This is a genomic window from Streptomyces sp. NPDC033177, from assembly GCF_055577715.1.
Genome location: NZ_JBVIPS010000011.1, coordinates 311,822 through 326,969, shown reverse-complemented (window position 1 = coordinate 326,969; position 15,148 = coordinate 311,822). Strand labels below are relative to the sequence as shown.

12 protein-coding genes and 1 tRNA gene are annotated in these 15,148 nt (G+C 70.0%); 5 read left to right on the top strand and 8 right to left on the bottom strand.

The features are described from left to right. Window positions 1-60: 60 nt before the first annotated feature. Both ACZ5U5_RS34225 and ACZ5U5_RS34220 read right to left on the bottom strand, forming a co-directional pair. A complete protein-coding gene (locus ACZ5U5_RS34225; RefSeq protein WP_469029547.1) occupies window positions 61-1,464 on the bottom strand; it encodes an SDR family NAD(P)-dependent oxidoreductase in 1,404 nt (467 codons plus the stop codon). 30 nt (window positions 1,465-1,494) lie between these two features. Beyond that, window positions 1,495-1,566, bottom strand: a tRNA-Ala gene (locus tag ACZ5U5_RS34220). A gap of 128 nt (window positions 1,567-1,694) precedes the next feature. Here ACZ5U5_RS34220 and ACZ5U5_RS34215 point away from each other — a divergent pair. Continuing rightward, entirely contained in the window at window positions 1,695-1,985 is a 291-nt protein-coding gene (locus ACZ5U5_RS34215; RefSeq protein ID WP_469029545.1) for a hypothetical protein, read from the top strand. Here the strand turns inward: ACZ5U5_RS34215 and ACZ5U5_RS34210 are convergent. Beyond that, window positions 1,972-2,211, bottom strand: a complete 240-nt coding sequence (locus ACZ5U5_RS34210) for a WhiB family transcriptional regulator (protein WP_469029542.1) — start codon at window positions 2,209-2,211, stop codon at window positions 1,972-1,974. The two genes, ACZ5U5_RS34215 and ACZ5U5_RS34210, sit on opposite strands and share 14 nt — an antisense overlap. A 91-nt stretch (window positions 2,212-2,302) precedes the next feature. Then, a complete protein-coding gene (locus ACZ5U5_RS34205; RefSeq protein WP_469029539.1) occupies window positions 2,303-3,097 on the bottom strand; it encodes a VOC family protein in 795 nt (264 codons plus the stop codon). A 221-nt stretch (window positions 3,098-3,318) separates the two neighbouring features. Between ACZ5U5_RS34205 and ACZ5U5_RS34200 the strand changes: the two genes are divergently transcribed. Further along, window positions 3,319-4,545, top strand: a complete 1,227-nt coding sequence (locus ACZ5U5_RS34200; protein ID WP_469029536.1) for a glycoside hydrolase family 64 protein — start codon at window positions 3,319-3,321, stop codon at window positions 4,543-4,545. 108 nt (window positions 4,546-4,653) lie between these two features. On the opposite strand, the gene ACZ5U5_RS34195 is transcribed toward ACZ5U5_RS34200, so the two are convergent. The 3 genes from ACZ5U5_RS34195 to ACZ5U5_RS34185 all read right to left on the bottom strand — a co-directional run bounded on the left by ACZ5U5_RS34195 (window position 4,654) and on the right by ACZ5U5_RS34185 (window position 8,008). Continuing rightward, the gene (locus ACZ5U5_RS34195; protein ID WP_469029534.1) at window positions 4,654-4,899 is read right to left on the bottom strand and encodes a chaplin; all 246 of its coding nucleotides are present in this window, start codon (window positions 4,897-4,899) and stop codon (window positions 4,654-4,656) included. A gap of 380 nt (window positions 4,900-5,279) precedes the next feature. Continuing rightward, window positions 5,280-6,299 (bottom strand): LacI family DNA-binding transcriptional regulator, encoded by a 1,020-nt coding sequence (locus ACZ5U5_RS34190; protein WP_469029532.1) that lies wholly within the window; start codon window positions 6,297-6,299, stop codon window positions 5,280-5,282. Window positions 6,300-6,409: 110 nt separating this feature from the next. Continuing rightward, window positions 6,410-8,008, bottom strand: a complete 1,599-nt coding sequence (locus tag ACZ5U5_RS34185; protein ID WP_469029530.1) for a GMC family oxidoreductase — start codon at window positions 8,006-8,008, stop codon at window positions 6,410-6,412. A 148-nt stretch (window positions 8,009-8,156) separates the two neighbouring features. On the opposite strand from ACZ5U5_RS34185, the gene ACZ5U5_RS34180 reads away from it, so the two are divergent. Next, window positions 8,157-9,125, top strand: a complete 969-nt coding sequence (locus ACZ5U5_RS34180; protein ID WP_469029527.1) for a hypothetical protein — start codon at window positions 8,157-8,159, stop codon at window positions 9,123-9,125. An 18-nt stretch (window positions 9,126-9,143) separates the two neighbouring features. On the opposite strand, the gene ACZ5U5_RS34175 is transcribed toward ACZ5U5_RS34180, so the two are convergent. Next, entirely contained in the window at window positions 9,144-10,193 is a 1,050-nt protein-coding gene (locus ACZ5U5_RS34175) for a multicopper oxidase domain-containing protein (protein ID WP_469029524.1), read from the bottom strand. A 200-nt stretch (window positions 10,194-10,393) separates the two neighbouring features. Here ACZ5U5_RS34175 and ACZ5U5_RS34170 point away from each other — a divergent pair, with 200 nt between their 5' ends. Beyond that, window positions 10,394-12,940: a ThuA domain-containing protein gene (locus ACZ5U5_RS34170; RefSeq protein ID WP_469029522.1), complete on the top strand. Its 2,547-nt coding sequence runs from the start codon at window positions 10,394-10,396 to the stop codon at window positions 12,938-12,940. Next, window positions 12,937-15,141 carry an OmpL47-type beta-barrel domain-containing protein gene (locus ACZ5U5_RS34165; RefSeq protein WP_469029519.1) on the top strand — a complete coding sequence of 735 codons (2,205 nt, stop codon included), beginning with the start codon at window positions 12,937-12,939 and terminating at the stop codon, window positions 15,139-15,141. Before ACZ5U5_RS34170 ends, ACZ5U5_RS34165 begins: the two co-directional genes overlap by 4 nt. The last annotated feature ends 7 nt before the right edge of the window (window positions 15,142-15,148 follow it).

Below are 15,148 nucleotides of genomic sequence, written 5' to 3'. Positions count from 1 at the left end.
CCGCCACGTCTCCGTCCCGGCCGCGAAGTGGAGACGCGCTCGGCGCCTTCAAGAGGCCGTTCACCACTCCGCCTCCCGGTAGTCCTTGAGGAAGACACCCGAGACCGGCGCGCCCGCCTCTCCGCGCACGATCGGGTCGTAGATACGGGCCGCGCCGTCCACCACGTCGAGGGGCGTGCGGAAGCCCGCGTCGGCGATGCGGTCCTTCTTCGGTGCGGGGTTCTCGTCGGTGATCCAGCCGGTGTCGACGGCGCACATGTGCACGCCGCGTTCGGCGAGTTCGGCGGCGCTCGTGCGCGTGAGCATGTTCAGGGCGGCCTTGGCCATGTTCGTGTGCGGATGCCCGGCCGTCTTGTTGCGCACCGCGAAGCGGCCCTCGACCGCGGTGACGTTGACGATGTACGTGCGGGGGCGCGGCGAGGCGAGCAGCAGCGGCAGCAACCGGTCGCAGAGCAGGGCCGGGGCGAGCGCGTTGACCAGCTGGGTCTCCAGGACCTCGGCGGGGTCGAGGTCACCGAGCCGGGCCGACCAGGAGTTCTCCGGCGAGGGATCGTGCAGCAGGCCCGCCTCGTCGGCCTCGTTCAGGACGAGAGCGAGCGCGCCCCGCGTCGCGGCGGAGCCCCCCAGCGCCCCCATCGGCCGGAACCCGGGCGCGCCACGGGCCCCGGCGGGCAGCCGCGCCGACTCCCCCGCCATGAGCGCCGCATACGACTCGGGCGGCCTTCGCACCGTCTGCGCCGCGTTGTTGACCAGGATTTCCAGCGGTTCGCCCTCCTGCCGCAACTCCTCGCACAGGCCGAGCACTTGGCGCGGATCACGCAGGTCGACGGCGAGCACGGTGAGCCGGTCGAGCCACTTCTCGCTGCCCGGCACGGCACTGAAGCGCCGCCGTGTGTCGTGCGGGAAGCGGCTGGTGACCAGGAGTTCCACACCGTCGCGCAGCATCATCAGGGCCAGCTGGAAGCCGATCTTCACGCGGCCTCCGGTGAGCAGCGCGCGGCGCCCGCTCAGATCGGTGGCGAGCCCGCGCCGGGAGCGGTTGTCGGCGGCGCAGTCGGGGCAGAGCCGGTGGTAGAAGGAGTCGACCTGTCGATACGACGTCTTGCACACGTAGCAGGGCCGGGGCCGCCGGAAAACTCCCGCGACACCCGCGGCTCCCGTGACACCCGCGGCACCTGGGGTGGCGACCGCTGCCTCCTCGGCGACCAGCGGCGCGTCCTCACGGCGGTCGTCTGCCCCGGTGGCGGTGGCGGCCATCACGGCCGCGTCGGCGGCGGAGAGTTCGGCTCCGCGCGCCTTGCGCCTGCGCAGCCGTCCGTCGCGGGCGAAGGACGCGGCGACCTGCTCGGCCCGCAGCCGTGCTGGGTCGTCGACCGGCAGCGCGCGGAGCCTGCCGACCACGTCGTGGAAGACCGCGAGGTCGGCCTCGCTGATCGACTCGCCGGTCCCGCCGCTCTCACTCATCCGTCCCGCCCCGACCGTGCCGTCCGCTCGTGGTCCCGACCGGATTCGAACCGGCGTATCCGCCATGCCATGGCGGTGAGTCTGCCTCTGCTCTACAGGACCCCACACCCAGGCGGACCAGGAGTGTTCGGTCCGCCCGCGCTCCCGGATCGTAACCGCACAGGACCCCCGTGCCGAACCGATTTACGACCGCCCTCCCCGGTGCAACGGCGGGCACGGGGGGGGGACCCATGGCACAGACCCATGAATGGATGTTCTACGAGGTCATGTGGCGCGGCTGGGCGGGACGGGCTCAAGTGCCCTACCCCGTTCGCGCCCTTCGGCTACCGGCTCACCATGACGCGGGCGGGCGGAAGGTGACCGTGGACATCACGCGGACGCCGAGGCAGGTGCGGTACGTCTATCCGTGCCGGTTCGGCCCGGTGCGGGCGGTCACGGCGGACGGGCGCCACCTGACGGTCACGGGGGACGACGTACACATTCCGGCGGGCACGAGGAGGTTCACGGTCACGTACGCCTGAGGCTGAGCCGCTCCTTCTCCGAGAGGCCTCCCCAGACGCCGAACCGTTCGTCATGGGCCAGGGCGTACTCGAGACACGCGGGGCGCATCTCGCAGAGCCGGCAGATGTACTTGGCCTCGCGCACCGAGCTGCCCGGTTCCGGGAAGAAGAACTCGGATCCGGTCTGGGCGCACAGGGCCTGCTCCTGCCAGGCGAGTTCCGGCTCGGCTGTCATGTGGATCTGCATGCCGTCGATGCTGGCAGGGCGCGCGAAACAGGAAATCAACGAACGATCAACGCTGCGACGTGCACTGTTTCGGGCGCCTTCGCCACCGCTCTCACCCCGCGTCCGGCACCTCCGGCTGCATCAGCGCGAACCGCGCCCCCGAGGGATCGGCGAGCTTGGCGAAGCTGCCGACGCCCGCGAGGTCCATGCGCGCCACCCGCACCGTGCCCCCCGCAGGCTCGCCCCGGGCGAGCACCGCGTCGATGTCGGTCACCTGGAAGTACGGGGTCCAGTACGGACCGGCCTCGGCTTCGTCCGGGGCGTCGGACAGCGGCCACAGGCCGGCGAACATGTCGTCCGCGGTGCCGCCCGCGGGGTGCACCATCGTGTACGAACCGCCGTCGAAGGCCTGGGTGGTGGCGCCCCAGCCGAACACAGCGGCGTAGAACTCCTGGGCCGCCGTGATGTCCGGGGTGTAGAGCTCGGTCCAGCACATGCTGTTCGGGGCGTCGACCAGATCGAGGCCCTTGTTCGTGCCCGGCTGCCACACCGCGAAGCCGACACCCTGGGCGTCGCTGAGGACGGCCATGCGGCCCAGGTCGCCCACGTCCATCGCCTCGTACACCGTGCTGCCGCCGGCCTGCTCGACCGCCTTCACCGTCGCGTCGGCGTCCGTCGTCCTGAAGTAGACCGTCCAGGACGGAGGCGCCTGGTCGGCGTGGACGGTCATCGCTCCTGCCACGGTCTTCCCGTCCACCTGATACATGCCATATCCACCGAATTCCGCGCCGCCGGACAGGAACTCCCACCCGAACAGTGCGCGATAGAAGGCATGGGAACCTTCGAGATCTGGGGTGCCGAGGTCCACCCACGCGGGAGCGCCCACGACATAACGGGTATTGAGCATGATCGACTCCTTTGTCGCATCTCTCTGCCGTCCTTCTGAGTCTGACACCCGGCACTGACAGTGCGCGCGCTGCCACCTTGTGAAAGAAGCAAGTTTCTGAGAGCGCTCTCAGTCACAACTCTTGACGACCGAATGGGCCGACGCAACAGTGGTCGCACCACGCGGCCACCACCCCCCACACGGCCGTACGACATCCCCCCACACATCCCGGGAGACCTTCCGTGATTTCGCGTCGAGTGTTCCTGTCCACTGCCGCCGGAGCCGCCGGAGCCCTCACCTATCCCGTCTGGGGAAGCGCCCTCAGCCCCGGCGCCAAGGCAGCCCCCGCGACCTGTGAACTCGCCCTGCAGAACAAGTCGTTGCCCGGAGAGGTGCGTGCCTACGTCACCGGACACGAGCAGGGCACCGACCGCTGGGTCCTGCTGAAGCCGGACGGGGGCGTCTACCGGCCCGACTCGCCGTCGGCCCCTCAGACTCCGCTGCCGGTCGACTGCGCGATTCCGCTCGGCGCGGCAGGTTCGGCACCGAAGGTACTGACGCTGCCTCAGATGTACGGCGCGCGCGTCTACTTCGTGCGGGACGACAAGCTGGACTTCTTCCTGAACCCCGGCCCTTCGCTGGTCGAGCCCGCCTTCGCGACCAAGGAGGACGCCAACTACGGGCGCACCTGGTCGTTCTGCGAATTCACCTTCAACAGTTCGCAGTTGTACGCCAACATCAGCTACGTGGACCTCGTCACGGCGCTGCCCATCGGGCTGACCCTGGAGGGCGACGGCACGCACACGGTGGCCCCGCTGCCGGACGGCGCCGTCGACAAGATAGCCGCCGATCTCGTGGCCCAGGGCGAGAAGGACGGGCAGCCGTGGGGTGATCTGGTGATCCGCGGCGACGGCGACAAGGTGCTCCGGGTCATCTCGCCGCAGAACCTCATGGCCCCGTACTTCGACCGCCCGAACGAGATGCCGTTCCGGGACGTGTGGAACAGCTACATCGACGAGGCGTGGGAGAAGTACCGCGGCACCGACCTGAAGATCGACCTCCAGGGCGGCCGGGGCGTGTTCACGGGGCGCGTGAGCGGCGACACGCTGACGTTCAACGGTGGGCACACGTTCCCGAAGCCGACGTCGAAGGACATCTTCACCTGCAACCACGGGCCCTTCACCAACAACCCCGGGGACTCCGACGACAAGAAGGGCCTGCTCGCGCGGCTCGCTGCGGGCTTCAACCGCAGCATCATGCTGTCGCACGCGGAGCAGCCGAACGGGGCCGGTGCCGGGGACTACTACAAGGGTGACGTGACCAACCACTGGGCCCGCGTGGTGCACGCGAACTCGCCGATCGGTTACGCGTTCCCGTACGACGACGTACGGCCGGACGGTGAGCCCGATGTGTCCGGGGCAGCGCACGACGGCAACCCGCGCCGGTTCACGGTGAGCGTCGGCTCCTGACCCCGGCTCCCGAGCGGGCCCACCCCCCGCACGTGCACCGCCCCGTCGCGCACTGGTCGCGACGGGGCGGCGTGCCGTCCGGCAGGGATCGCCCGCCGGTCCGGAGACCTACTTGCAGTGGTTGCCGGCTGCCGGGTTCAGAAGACCGACGACGTTCACCGAGTTGCCGCACGCGTTGACCGGGATGTGGACGGGAACCTGGACGACGTTACCGCTCAGGACGCCCGGCGACTTGTGAGCCGTGCCCTCGGCGTAGGCGCCGGAGCCGGGGCCGTCGGCGGCGGCGGAACCGGCCCCGCCGATGACGGTGACCGCGGCAAAGGCCGCTGCTGCCAGGATCGCGCACTTGCGCATGGTGTTACCTCCGGAAGAGTGGAAGTGCTGAACCGAGCCTCACCCGCCATCGGTGCGACAAAAACACGGGTGGACCGTGCGGGGGAACGAGGGCACTCGTTCGTGGGACGGGGGGGCGGTCCTGGGCCTCGGGGCGGGGACGCCGGGGGTGGCGTTCCGGGAGGCGGGGTGCCGCTGGTGCAGGGGCGGGGTGCCGCTGGTGCAGGGGCGGGGTGCCGCTGGTGCAGGGGCGGGGTGCCGCTGGTGCAGGGGCGGGGTGCCGCTGGCGCAGGGGCGGGGTGCCGCTGGTGCATGAAGGTCGGTCGCGGCCCGAGACCGGGGGCACCGGTGAGCAGGGCGGGGCGGGGCCGAGAAGCCGACGGGATCGGAGTGCCCTGGTCTTACGCAGAGCCCCGTCGGACCAGTTTTGTCGGGAGGACCACGCTTTCCGGGGGCAGGTCGCCGCGGGACAGCAGCATGCGGGCCATGAGGCGGCCCATCTCCTCGATGTCCTGGCGCACCGTCGTCAACGGTGGGTCCACCTGTTCGGCCACCGCCAGCATGTCGTCGAAGCCCACCACCGCGACGTCCTCCGGCACCCGCTTCCCCCGCTCCCGGAGCACCCGAAGCGCTCCCGACGCCGTCAGGTCGCTGGCGGCGAAGACCGCGTCCAGGTCGGGGACGCGGTCGAGGAGCTCGCGCATCGCCCGCTCGCCGCCCGCCGGGGTGAAGTCGCCGTGCGCGACGAACCTCTCCCCCGCCTCCGGAAGCACGTCGCGGAAGCCGTCGAGCCGGTCCACGGCCGACGTCTGGTCGAGCGCGCCGGAGATGTGCGCGATCCGCGTGCGGCCCAGCGAGAGGAGGTGGCGGACCGCCTCCCTCGCCCCGCCGCGGTTGTCGCAGTCGACGTACGGCGTCGTCACCGTCCCGTCCGGCCACCCGGGCCGGCCGCCGAAGACCGTCGGCACCCCCGCGCCCTGGATGATGCCGGGCAGCGGATCGTCCAGGTGCAGGGAGAAGACGAGGGCGCCGTCCACATGGCCACCGGCCAGGTAGCGGCCGACCCGCTCGTGATCGTCCCGCCCCTCCGTGAGCAGCAGCACCAGTTGCACGTCACGCGACGTCAACTCCTGGCTGATGCCCCGCAGTTGAAGCGCGAAGAAGGGGTCGGCGAAGACGCGGGTCTCCGGCTCGGCGATGACCACGGCGACCGCGTCGTGCCGACGGGTCACCAGGCTGCGGGCGGCGCGGTTCGGGACGTAGCCGAGCTCGTCGACCGCCAGCCTGACCTTCTCGGCAAGTACCTCGCGCACGCCCGTGTCGCCGTTGACGACACGGGACACCGTGGCCCGCGAGACTCCGGCTCGGGCGGCCACGGCCTCCAGGGTGGGGCGCGGGGCGGCGCTCGGCGGCTCGGTCACGTGGGGCTCCTCGGGGGCGGCTGGCTGGTGCGCCGGTCAGGATACGACCGGTGGGCGGGGCGCGGAGAGGTCCCCCCGCCCTCGACACCCGCACTCGACACCCGCCCTCCTCACCCGCGCGCGTCCGCCCTGATCAGCTCGGCCGCCTTCTCCGCGAGCGCCACCGTGGGGGCATGCGTGTGGCCGCGCGTGATCCGCGGCATGACCGACGCGTCCACGACCCGCAGCGCGGAGGTGCCCCGCACCCGCAGCGTCGGATCGGTGACGGAGGCGTCGTCGAGGCCCATCCGGCAGGTGCCGACCGGGTGGTAGAGGGTCTCGGAAGCTCCGCGGATCGTCCGGGCCAGCGTCGCGTCGTCGACCGTTCCCGGATGCGGCGCCAGCGGCCCCGACGTGTACGGGCCGAGGGCGGGCCCCGCGAGAAGCTCCTCGGCGCGGCGCACCCCGGCGACGAGCGTGCGGATGTCGGCCTCTGCCGTCAGATAACCGGGGTCGATGAGCGGCGCGGAGCCGACGCCCGGGCCCCTCGGCGTGATCCGGCCCTCGCTCTCCGGCTGGAGCAGCACCACGCCGATCGTGATGCCGTGTTCGGTGGGCGGGGTCAGGCCGTGGTGGACGAAGGGGACGGGGGCGTAGACCAACTCGATGTCGGGGGCGGCAAGTTCCGGCCGCGTCTTGATGAAGGCGACGGCCTCTCCGACATTCGACGTGAGCGGGCCACGCCCGCCGAGCAGGAAGCGGCCGACATTGGCGAGGGAGTCCGCGCCGGTCAGCGTGACGGGCTCCGGGCAGCGCATGGTGACCGCGTAGGCGAGATGGTCCTGGAGGTTGCGGCCCACGCCGCGGGAGTCGATGCGGGGTTCGATGCCCGCCTTCGCGAGGTCGTCCGGGTCGCCGACGCCGGAGGCCTGGAGCAGCTGCGGGGAGCCGATCGCGCCCGCGCAGAGGATCACCTCGCGGCGGGCGATCAGCTTGCCGGGGACACCGTCGGCGATGACCCCGGCGACGCGTATCCCGTCGAACTCCAGCCTGCGGACCCGTGCTTCGGTCAGGACGTCCAGGTTGCGGCGCCGCCTGGCCGGTTTCAGGTAGCCGTCGGCGGCGCTCCACCGGCGCCCGCGGCGCTGATTGACGGGGGTGAGCGCGAAGCCGCTGTGGTCCGGCTCGTTCAGCTCCGTCAGCTCGCGCAGGCCCGCGTCGCGGCAGGCGTCGAGGAACGCGCCGGTGGTCGGGTTGAGGGCGCGGGGCGGCGAAATCCAGAGCGGCCCGTCACCGCCGTAGACGCTGCCCTCGCCCGCCCTACCGGACCCGCCCGTCCACCGCTCCGCGCGCCGGAAGTACGGCTCCAACGCGTCGTAGGACCACTCGGGCCCCGCCGCCTCGCCCCAGGCGTCGTAGTCGTCCCGGTGGCCGCGTACCCACATCATGGCGTTCATCGAGGACGAGCCGCCCAGCGTGTGGCCGCGCGGCCAGTACAGTTCGCGGCCGTCGAGCGCGGGCTGCTTCACGGTGGAGTAGTCCCAGTCGTAGGGCGTCTTGAACAGCTTCGGGAAAGCCGCCGGCATACGGATCTCGGGCTTCCCGTCGCGTGGCCCCGACTCGACGAGCGCCACCCGCACCGCGGGGTCCTCGGAGAGCCGCGCGGCGAGGACGCAGCCCGCTGAACCGGCACCGACGATGACGTAGTCGTACACGCTGTCCTTGCTCAACTCGGCTCCCTTGAATGGCAGTTCACGGAGGGATGCGCACAGGGGACGTACGTGCTGCGCATGGATGACGCGTACAAGGAGTACACCCAACGTGGACCCGTGGGTAAAGGGATGGCGCGAGGATCGGCCTGTCCTACACGATCTCCACATGACGAACAGAAAGGGCGACGCCGAGCACCGCACCCGGCCGGCCGCGAAGAGCGCCGGGACCATCTCCCGGCCCCACGCACCTCAGACGCCGCTCACCCCGTACGCGCGGCTGCCCCGCCGCTTTCACGACCGCCACATCGCGCACAGCACCGTCGACGCCTTCGGGCAGGCCCACTGGCTGCTCACCGCGCGCGAACCGGGCGCCGGACGTGGCGCGATGAAGCCGTACGACGCGGTGGTCGTCACCGTCGACACCGACGGCCGGGACCACGCGACGGAACTCAGCGCGGTGCGGGCACGCTTCCCGCAGGTCGACGCGCTGCCCGACGGCGGCTTCGTCGTGGCGGACGCGCGCAGCCGCAGGTCCGAGCAGCACGTGCAGATCTTCGACCCGCTCGGGCGGGAGTCCTGGGCCTTCCGCGTCGGCGACGGCATCGAGGCCCTCCTGACCGACCGGGCAGGGCGGCTGTGGGTCGGCTACTTCGACGAAGGGGTCTTCGGGGACGACGAGCTCAGCCACCCTGGCCTGCGCTGCTGGAGTGCGGAAGGCGAGCCCCTGTGGGTCTACGAGACGTCGAAGGGCACGAGCGAGATCTACGACTGCTACGCCGTCAACGTGACCGACGAAGCGGTCTGGGTCTGCCCCTACAGCGACTTCGCCCTTCTGGAGATCCGCCAGGACCGCCCGGTCCGGCAGCGCGCGAACGCCCTGGCGGGCGCCCATGCGCTGGCCGTGCGCAAGGGCCAGGTGACCTTCTTCGGCGGGTACGGCGACGAGCACGACCGGCTGGTGCACGCCGAGCTCCGGCACGAGGAGGTACTGCCGTACGCCTCCGGACGGCTCGTCGGACCCGACGGCGACCCGCTCGGCCGGCGCCGGACCGTCAGCCGCGGCCCGCGGATCTACGTACAGGAGGAGCCGTTCACGGCGTGGACCGTCCTCGACATCGGCGCCCTCGCCGTGTGACGCCGGGGCCCCGACTCCCTAGCCGTGATCGTGCCCGGACGCACCGGACTTGACGTCACCGGAGTCGGCCGACTTACCGGAGTCAGCCGACCCGCCGGACTTCTTCACGGTCGAAGGGTGATGCGGCTCGTAGTCCGGGATGGTGCCGTCCGCCTTCTTCACCAGGAAGTACCCCGCCATCCCCATGTCGGAGTGGCTCTGCACATGGCAGTGGTACATCCAGGCGCCCGCGCCCACCCCCTCCCCCGCGATGACCTGGAAGCCGAAGGAGTCACCGGGCCCGGTGATCTTGTCGTCGAGGACCTGGCTCGGGTCGTCGGAGCCGGTCAGGAGGCCCGTGCGGTTGTCCGCCCAGCGGTGACCGTGGACGTGGAACGTGTGGTAGTACTCGCCGTGCGTGATCGAGATGAACTCGACCCGATCACCCACCGTGGCCTCGAAGTTGGGGCTGTCGTGCCCCGCCTTGTTGTTGATCGTCATGTCGTTGAAGACGATCGTGAACGTCTTGTCCGGCAGCAGGTCACCCTTGCGGCGCACGACCAGCGCGCCGTAGAGCCCCTTGCGCACGCCGCCCGTCCCGTGATCGGTGCCGACGACGTGGTCGTGGTAGTGCCAGTAACCCGCCGTACCCGGCCGCCAGGTGCCGTCCTTGCGGCGGCCCGGGGCGTGGGTGCGCCAGGTGTAGGTCCGCTTGCCGCCCGGCTCGACATGGCTGTTGGTGTGTCTGGTGCCGTCGCTGGAGATCTCGTAGTCCATGCCGTGCACGTGCAGGCTGGCGTCCACGTCCATCGTGTTCTCGAACTCGATGTGCAGCGTGTCGCCCTCGTTCAGCTCGATGAGCGGGCCGGGGATGGACGCCTTGCCCTTCTCCAGGCCGTAGCCCATCTGCCCGTCCGGCAGCTTCTCGGCGTACATCTTGATGCGGCGCACCTCGCCGCCCGCGGGGGCGGTCTTGGGCCCTTCGGCCGTGCTCGCCTCGGGCGCGGTGGCCAGCGACAACGATGTCACCCCGGCCGTCGCGACCGCCCCACCCACGAGCATCCGTCGGTTGAAGCTCCGTCGGTCCATGCCGAACTCCCCACTGCGGTACGGAGACTGACGGGGCGCAGGTGGCCCCCGGGACGGCCACACGGTATCGGGGGGATCTGCGTTTATCCACACGCAGGACAAAGTTCGCGGTATTCCGTCCGTACCTATTGGCGAGTGGCCAAAAGAGGTCTAGCTTCGTCCGCGCCTGTTGCTGTGACCGACGAGGGGTGGGTGTACTCATGCGGCTCACACCGCATCAAGAGCCCTTGGCTGTACGAGGGTTGAGCAGAGCCAGACGCAGATCGAACCGCAACGACCACAACCGGAGCCGCACACGCCGCGCCTGGGCCGCCGCCCTGATCTCCGGGGTCATGGTCACCGGCGCGCTCTCCACACAGGCCGCCACCGCGCGGCCCTATCCCGAGCCACCGTTGACAACGATGTCCCTGCCGTCGCCGCCCGGCCAGGCGAACGTGCGTGTCCTCGTCTTCCACGGATCGGCGGCGGGCGGCGACGAGTCGCCCGTCGTGAACGCGGGCATCGAGGCCATCGAGAAGATCGGCCAGAGCGGCCCGGCCGCCGAGCGGTTCAAGATCGTGGCGACCGACGATCCCTCGGTCTTCACGAACGAGGCCAAGCTCGGCAAGTTCAACGCGGTGGCCTTCCTGACCGGCGGCGGCGACGTCCTCGACGCCGAGCAGGAAGCAGGCCTTGAGGCCTTCATGGAGGCGGGCGGCGGTTTCGTCGGCATCCATGACGCGGCGCGCGCCGAGCCGTACTCGACCTGGTTCACCGGCCTGATCGGTGCCCGCCCGGCCGATTCGAGCCCGACGAACGTGCAGCGCGCCACCGTCGAGGTCGGCGACCGGGAGAATCCGGCCACCAAGGACCTGCCCCTGGAGTGGAAGCGCCCCGACCAGTGGCTGAACTGGACCAAGAACCCGACCGGCGAGGTCCACACCGTGGCCCGCGTGCGGGAGTCCACCTACCAGCCGGGCGCGAGCAAGAACGGCGCCGACCACCCGGTCTCCTGGTGCCGTGACTACGACGGCGGGCGCTCCTTCTACACCGGGATGGGCGGCACGGCTGCCTCGTACGACGAGACGGACTTCCGCCGGCACCTGCGCGGCGCCCTGCTGTGGACGAGCCGCATCGCGCGCGCCGACTGCAAGTCGACCATCACCGCCAACTACAAGGCGTCGCGCCTGACCCAGCCCAACCAGCCGGGCCAGAACGACCAGATCGGCGAGCCGCACGGCCTGGTCACGTCGCCCGACGGCCGTGTCTTCTACATCGGACGCGGCGGCGCCGACTCCTCGCAGCCGGTCGTCACCGACTGGAACAACCCGGACATCGGCAAGGGCAAGGGCGAGATCCACGTCTACGACCCCAAGACCAAGAAGACGACCCTCGCCGGAGCGCTGACGATCTTCGGCAACAAGGGCGGCGGCGATGAGCTGATCAAGGTCGAAGAGGGCCTGCTCGGCATCGAGCTGGACCCGAAGTTCGAGCAGAACGGCTGGGTGTACCTGCACTACACACCTCACTCGAAGATCAACCGTGAGACGCACATGGCCGAGCGCTACGTCTCGCGCTTCACGCTCGACCAGGCCACGAACAAGCTGGATCTCGCCAGCGAGAAGGTCCTGCTCAAGTGGCCGGTACAGATCCACAGTTGCTGCCACGCGGGTGGCGGCATGGCCTGGGACTCCAAGAACAACCTCTACATCGCGACCGGCGACAACAACTCGTCCGGCTTCAGCGACGGATACTCGGGCAACAACCCGCAGCCCAACTTCAAGGGTGTCTCGTTCGCCGACGCGCGCCGCACCGCGGGCAACACCAACAACCTCAACGGCAAGATCCTGCGCATCCACCCGGAGGCCGACGGGACGTACACGCTCCCCTCGGGCAACCTCTTCACCGGCAAGGAGCCGGACGAGGGCGGCGGCAAGACGCGCGGCGAGATCTATGTGATGGGTGTCCGCAACCCGGCGCGCATCTCCGTCGACAAGGAGACCGACACGCTGTACGCGGGCTGGGTCGGCCCGGACGCCGGCGCGCCGTCGACGACGTGGGGCCCGGCGAAGTACGACACGTTCGCCGCCATCACGCACGCCTCCAACCGCGGCTGGCCGTACTGCATGGGCAACAACCAGCCCTACCGCGACCGCAATCTTCCGGACCCGACGAAGCCGCTGGGCTGGTACGACTGCAAGAATCTCAAGAACGAGTCGCCCAACAACGACGGCCTGGTGAACATCCCGCCGGCCGAGCCCAACAACATCTGGTACTCGCCGCAGGGCGGCGGCGTCGACTACCCGCGCGACGCGAAGGGCGTCCCGAGCTACAAGACGGAGGAGCAGAAGACCCTCCTGCCGTGGCTCAAGGGCGGCGGCCAGGCCACGATGAACGGCCCGGTCTACCGCTTCGACGCGGCCAACACCAGCGCGGACAAGTGGCCTTCGTACTGGGACGGCAAGTGGTTCGTCGGTGACTTCTACGACGCCGACCAGCCCCGGCACGCGGTCCTGACCGACCCGAAGACGGTCGGCAACGGCGGCCTGCCCACGCACGCCGAATCCCTGAAGAAGATCATCCCGATCGGCAACGACGGCATCAAGAACCTCATGGACTGGAAGTTCGCCGCCGACGGTTCGCTCTACGTCCTCGACTACGGCCGCGGTTTCTTCACCTCGGACTCCAAGTCGGCGCTGTGGCGCGTCACTTACTCGGGCGGCGCGGCCACACCGGCCGCCAAGGACCTGGCAAGGAAGGCCGGATGATGCCCACCGTGGACAAGCGAAGACTCTGGACGGCGCTTCTCGCGTCGCTCCTGATGGTGCTCGGCCTGACCTCCACGGCGGCGAGCCAGCCCGACAACCCGGGCCGGGCAGCGGCCCAGACACTGACCTGGACCGCGGACAACGCGATCGACAAGTACGCCTCCGCGCCCACCACGGCGGTCGCGGGCGCGACGACGATCGTCTTCGAGAACAGTGAGGCGACCGGCAACAACACCGGCATGCCGCACACGCTGACGTTCGACGTCTCGGACCCCGAGTACAACAACGACGTACCGCTGAACATCCTGGCCAACCCGAACGACGACCAGGGCGGCAAGCACACGGCCGAGGTCACCCTGACGCCCGGTCGGTACCGCTACCACTGCACGATCCCGGGCCACGGCTCGATGCAGGGCATCCTTGTGGTGACCGAGGGCGGCGGCGAGGACACCACCGCTCCCGAGACGGCCGCCAAGGTCGAGGGGCAGACCAACGCGGACGGCGCGTACGTCGGTTCCGCCACCGTCGCGGTGACGGCGACCGACGAGGGTTCGGGCGTCGACAAGACCGAGTTCGCGGTCGGGGCGGACGGCCCCTGGCAGCCGTACACGGCGCCCGTGGTCGTCGACCAGGTGGGCACCCACAAGATCCGCTACCGCGCGAGCGACAAGGCGGGCAACGTGGCGGCGGAGAAATCCGTCGACTTCACGGTGGTCCCGCCCTCGTCCGACGACAAGACGCCACCGGAGACCTCGGCCACGGTGACGGGCGAGAAGAACGACAAGGGCGAGTACCTCGGGATGGCGACCGTCACCGTGACGGCGTCCGACACCGGGTCCGGTGTCAACAAGATCGAGTACGCGGTCGGTGACGGCGGCGAGTGGACGGCGTACACCGCGCCGGTCATGGTCCACGCGGCGGGCGCGCACAAGATCCGCTTCCGCGCGTCGGACAAGGCGGGGAACCAGGCGGCCGAGAAGTCCGTCGAGTTCACCGTGGTCACGCCGCCGGTCGAGGACAAGACGCCGCCGGAGACCACCGCGAAGGTCGAGGGCGACAAGAACTCGGACGGCGCGTACGTCGGCAAGGCGAAGGTGACGGTCAGCGCGACCGACGCCGACTCCGGTGTCGACAAGGTCGAGTACTCCCTCGACGGCGGCCCGTACCTCGCGTACGGCGACCCGGTGGTCGTCGACCGCGTGGGGCGGCACACGGTGGCCTACCGCGCGAGCGACAAGGCGGGCAACACAGCAGAGGCGAAGGACGTGTCCTTCACCGTCGCCGAGGGTGGTGGCGTGCCCGCCCCCAACTGCGCCGAGTTCGACGAGCGGTTGACCGTCATCGTCGGCACGGTCGACACGGGCATCCCGAACCGCGTCACCAACAACCGGTGCCGCATCAACGAGATGATCGAGGACGAGAAGGAGTGGACGTCCCACGCGCTTTTCCTGAAGCACGTCAAGAGCGTCACGGACAAGCTCCTGAAGGCCGGTGAGATCGACCAGCGCGAGTACAACAAGATCAACAAGGCCGCCAAGCAGTCCGGCATCGGCAAGCCGGGCCAGACGGACGGCTACCGCAAGATCTTCGACGGCACCCAGGAGTCCCTGAACAAGTGGGAGCAGGTCGGTGGCGGCAAGTTCGGCCTGAACGCCGACGGTTCGATCACCAGCAGCACGACCGTCGAGGGCATGGGCATGCTGTGGTTCCCCGAGCGCAAGTACGGCGACTTCTCGCTGAAGCTGCAGTGGCGGGACGACGCGCCGGGCAACGGCAACGCCAACGGTGGCGCCTTCGTGCGCTTCCCGCAGGTCCACGACCACCCGGAGGAGTCGCGTCCGGAGTGGGTCGCCATCAAGTACGGGCACGAGGTGCAGATGCTCGACCGGCCTGACGGCGACATGTACAAGACGGGGTCGATCTACGGCTTCGACCGGGTGGGTCTCGGCGGCGCCGGGGTCACCCCGAAGGGCACGTGGAACGACTACGAGATCAAGGTGGTGGACCAGCACTACTCGATCTACCGCAACGGTGTCCTGATCAACGAGTTCGACAACACGGGCGGCCAGGTCTTCACTCCGCCGCGTGGCGACGACCCGGGTACGGACGGACGGCGTTACTCGTCCGGCTATGTCGGCCTCCAGGTGCATGGGGTCACGGATGTGATCTCGTACCGGGACATCAGGATCAAGGAGCTGTAGTCAGCGC

Coding starts and splice junctions, on each gene's coding strand:
- ACZ5U5_RS34225 (WP_469029547.1), bottom strand. CDS start 1,464: ATGAGTGAGAGCGGCGGGACCGGCGAGTCGATCAGCGAGGCCGACCTC.
- ACZ5U5_RS34215 (WP_469029545.1), top strand. CDS start 1,695: ATGGCACAGACCCATGAATGGATGTTCTACGAGGTCATGTGGCGCGGC.
- ACZ5U5_RS34210 (WP_469029542.1), bottom strand. CDS start 2,211: ATGCAGATCCACATGACAGCCGAGCCGGAACTCGCCTGGCAGGAGCAG.
- ACZ5U5_RS34205 (WP_469029539.1), bottom strand. CDS start 3,097: ATGCTCAATACCCGTTATGTCGTGGGCGCTCCCGCGTGGGTGGACCTC.
- ACZ5U5_RS34195 (WP_469029534.1), bottom strand. CDS start 4,899: ATGCGCAAGTGCGCGATCCTGGCAGCAGCGGCCTTTGCCGCGGTCACC.
- ACZ5U5_RS34180 (WP_469029527.1), top strand. CDS start 8,157: ATGACGAACAGAAAGGGCGACGCCGAGCACCGCACCCGGCCGGCCGCG.
- ACZ5U5_RS34175 (WP_469029524.1), bottom strand. CDS start 10,193: ATGGACCGACGGAGCTTCAACCGACGGATGCTCGTGGGTGGGGCGGTC.
- ACZ5U5_RS34170 (WP_469029522.1), top strand. CDS start 10,394: ATGCGGCTCACACCGCATCAAGAGCCCTTGGCTGTACGAGGGTTGAGC.
- ACZ5U5_RS34165 (WP_469029519.1), top strand. CDS start 12,937: ATGATGCCCACCGTGGACAAGCGAAGACTCTGGACGGCGCTTCTCGCG.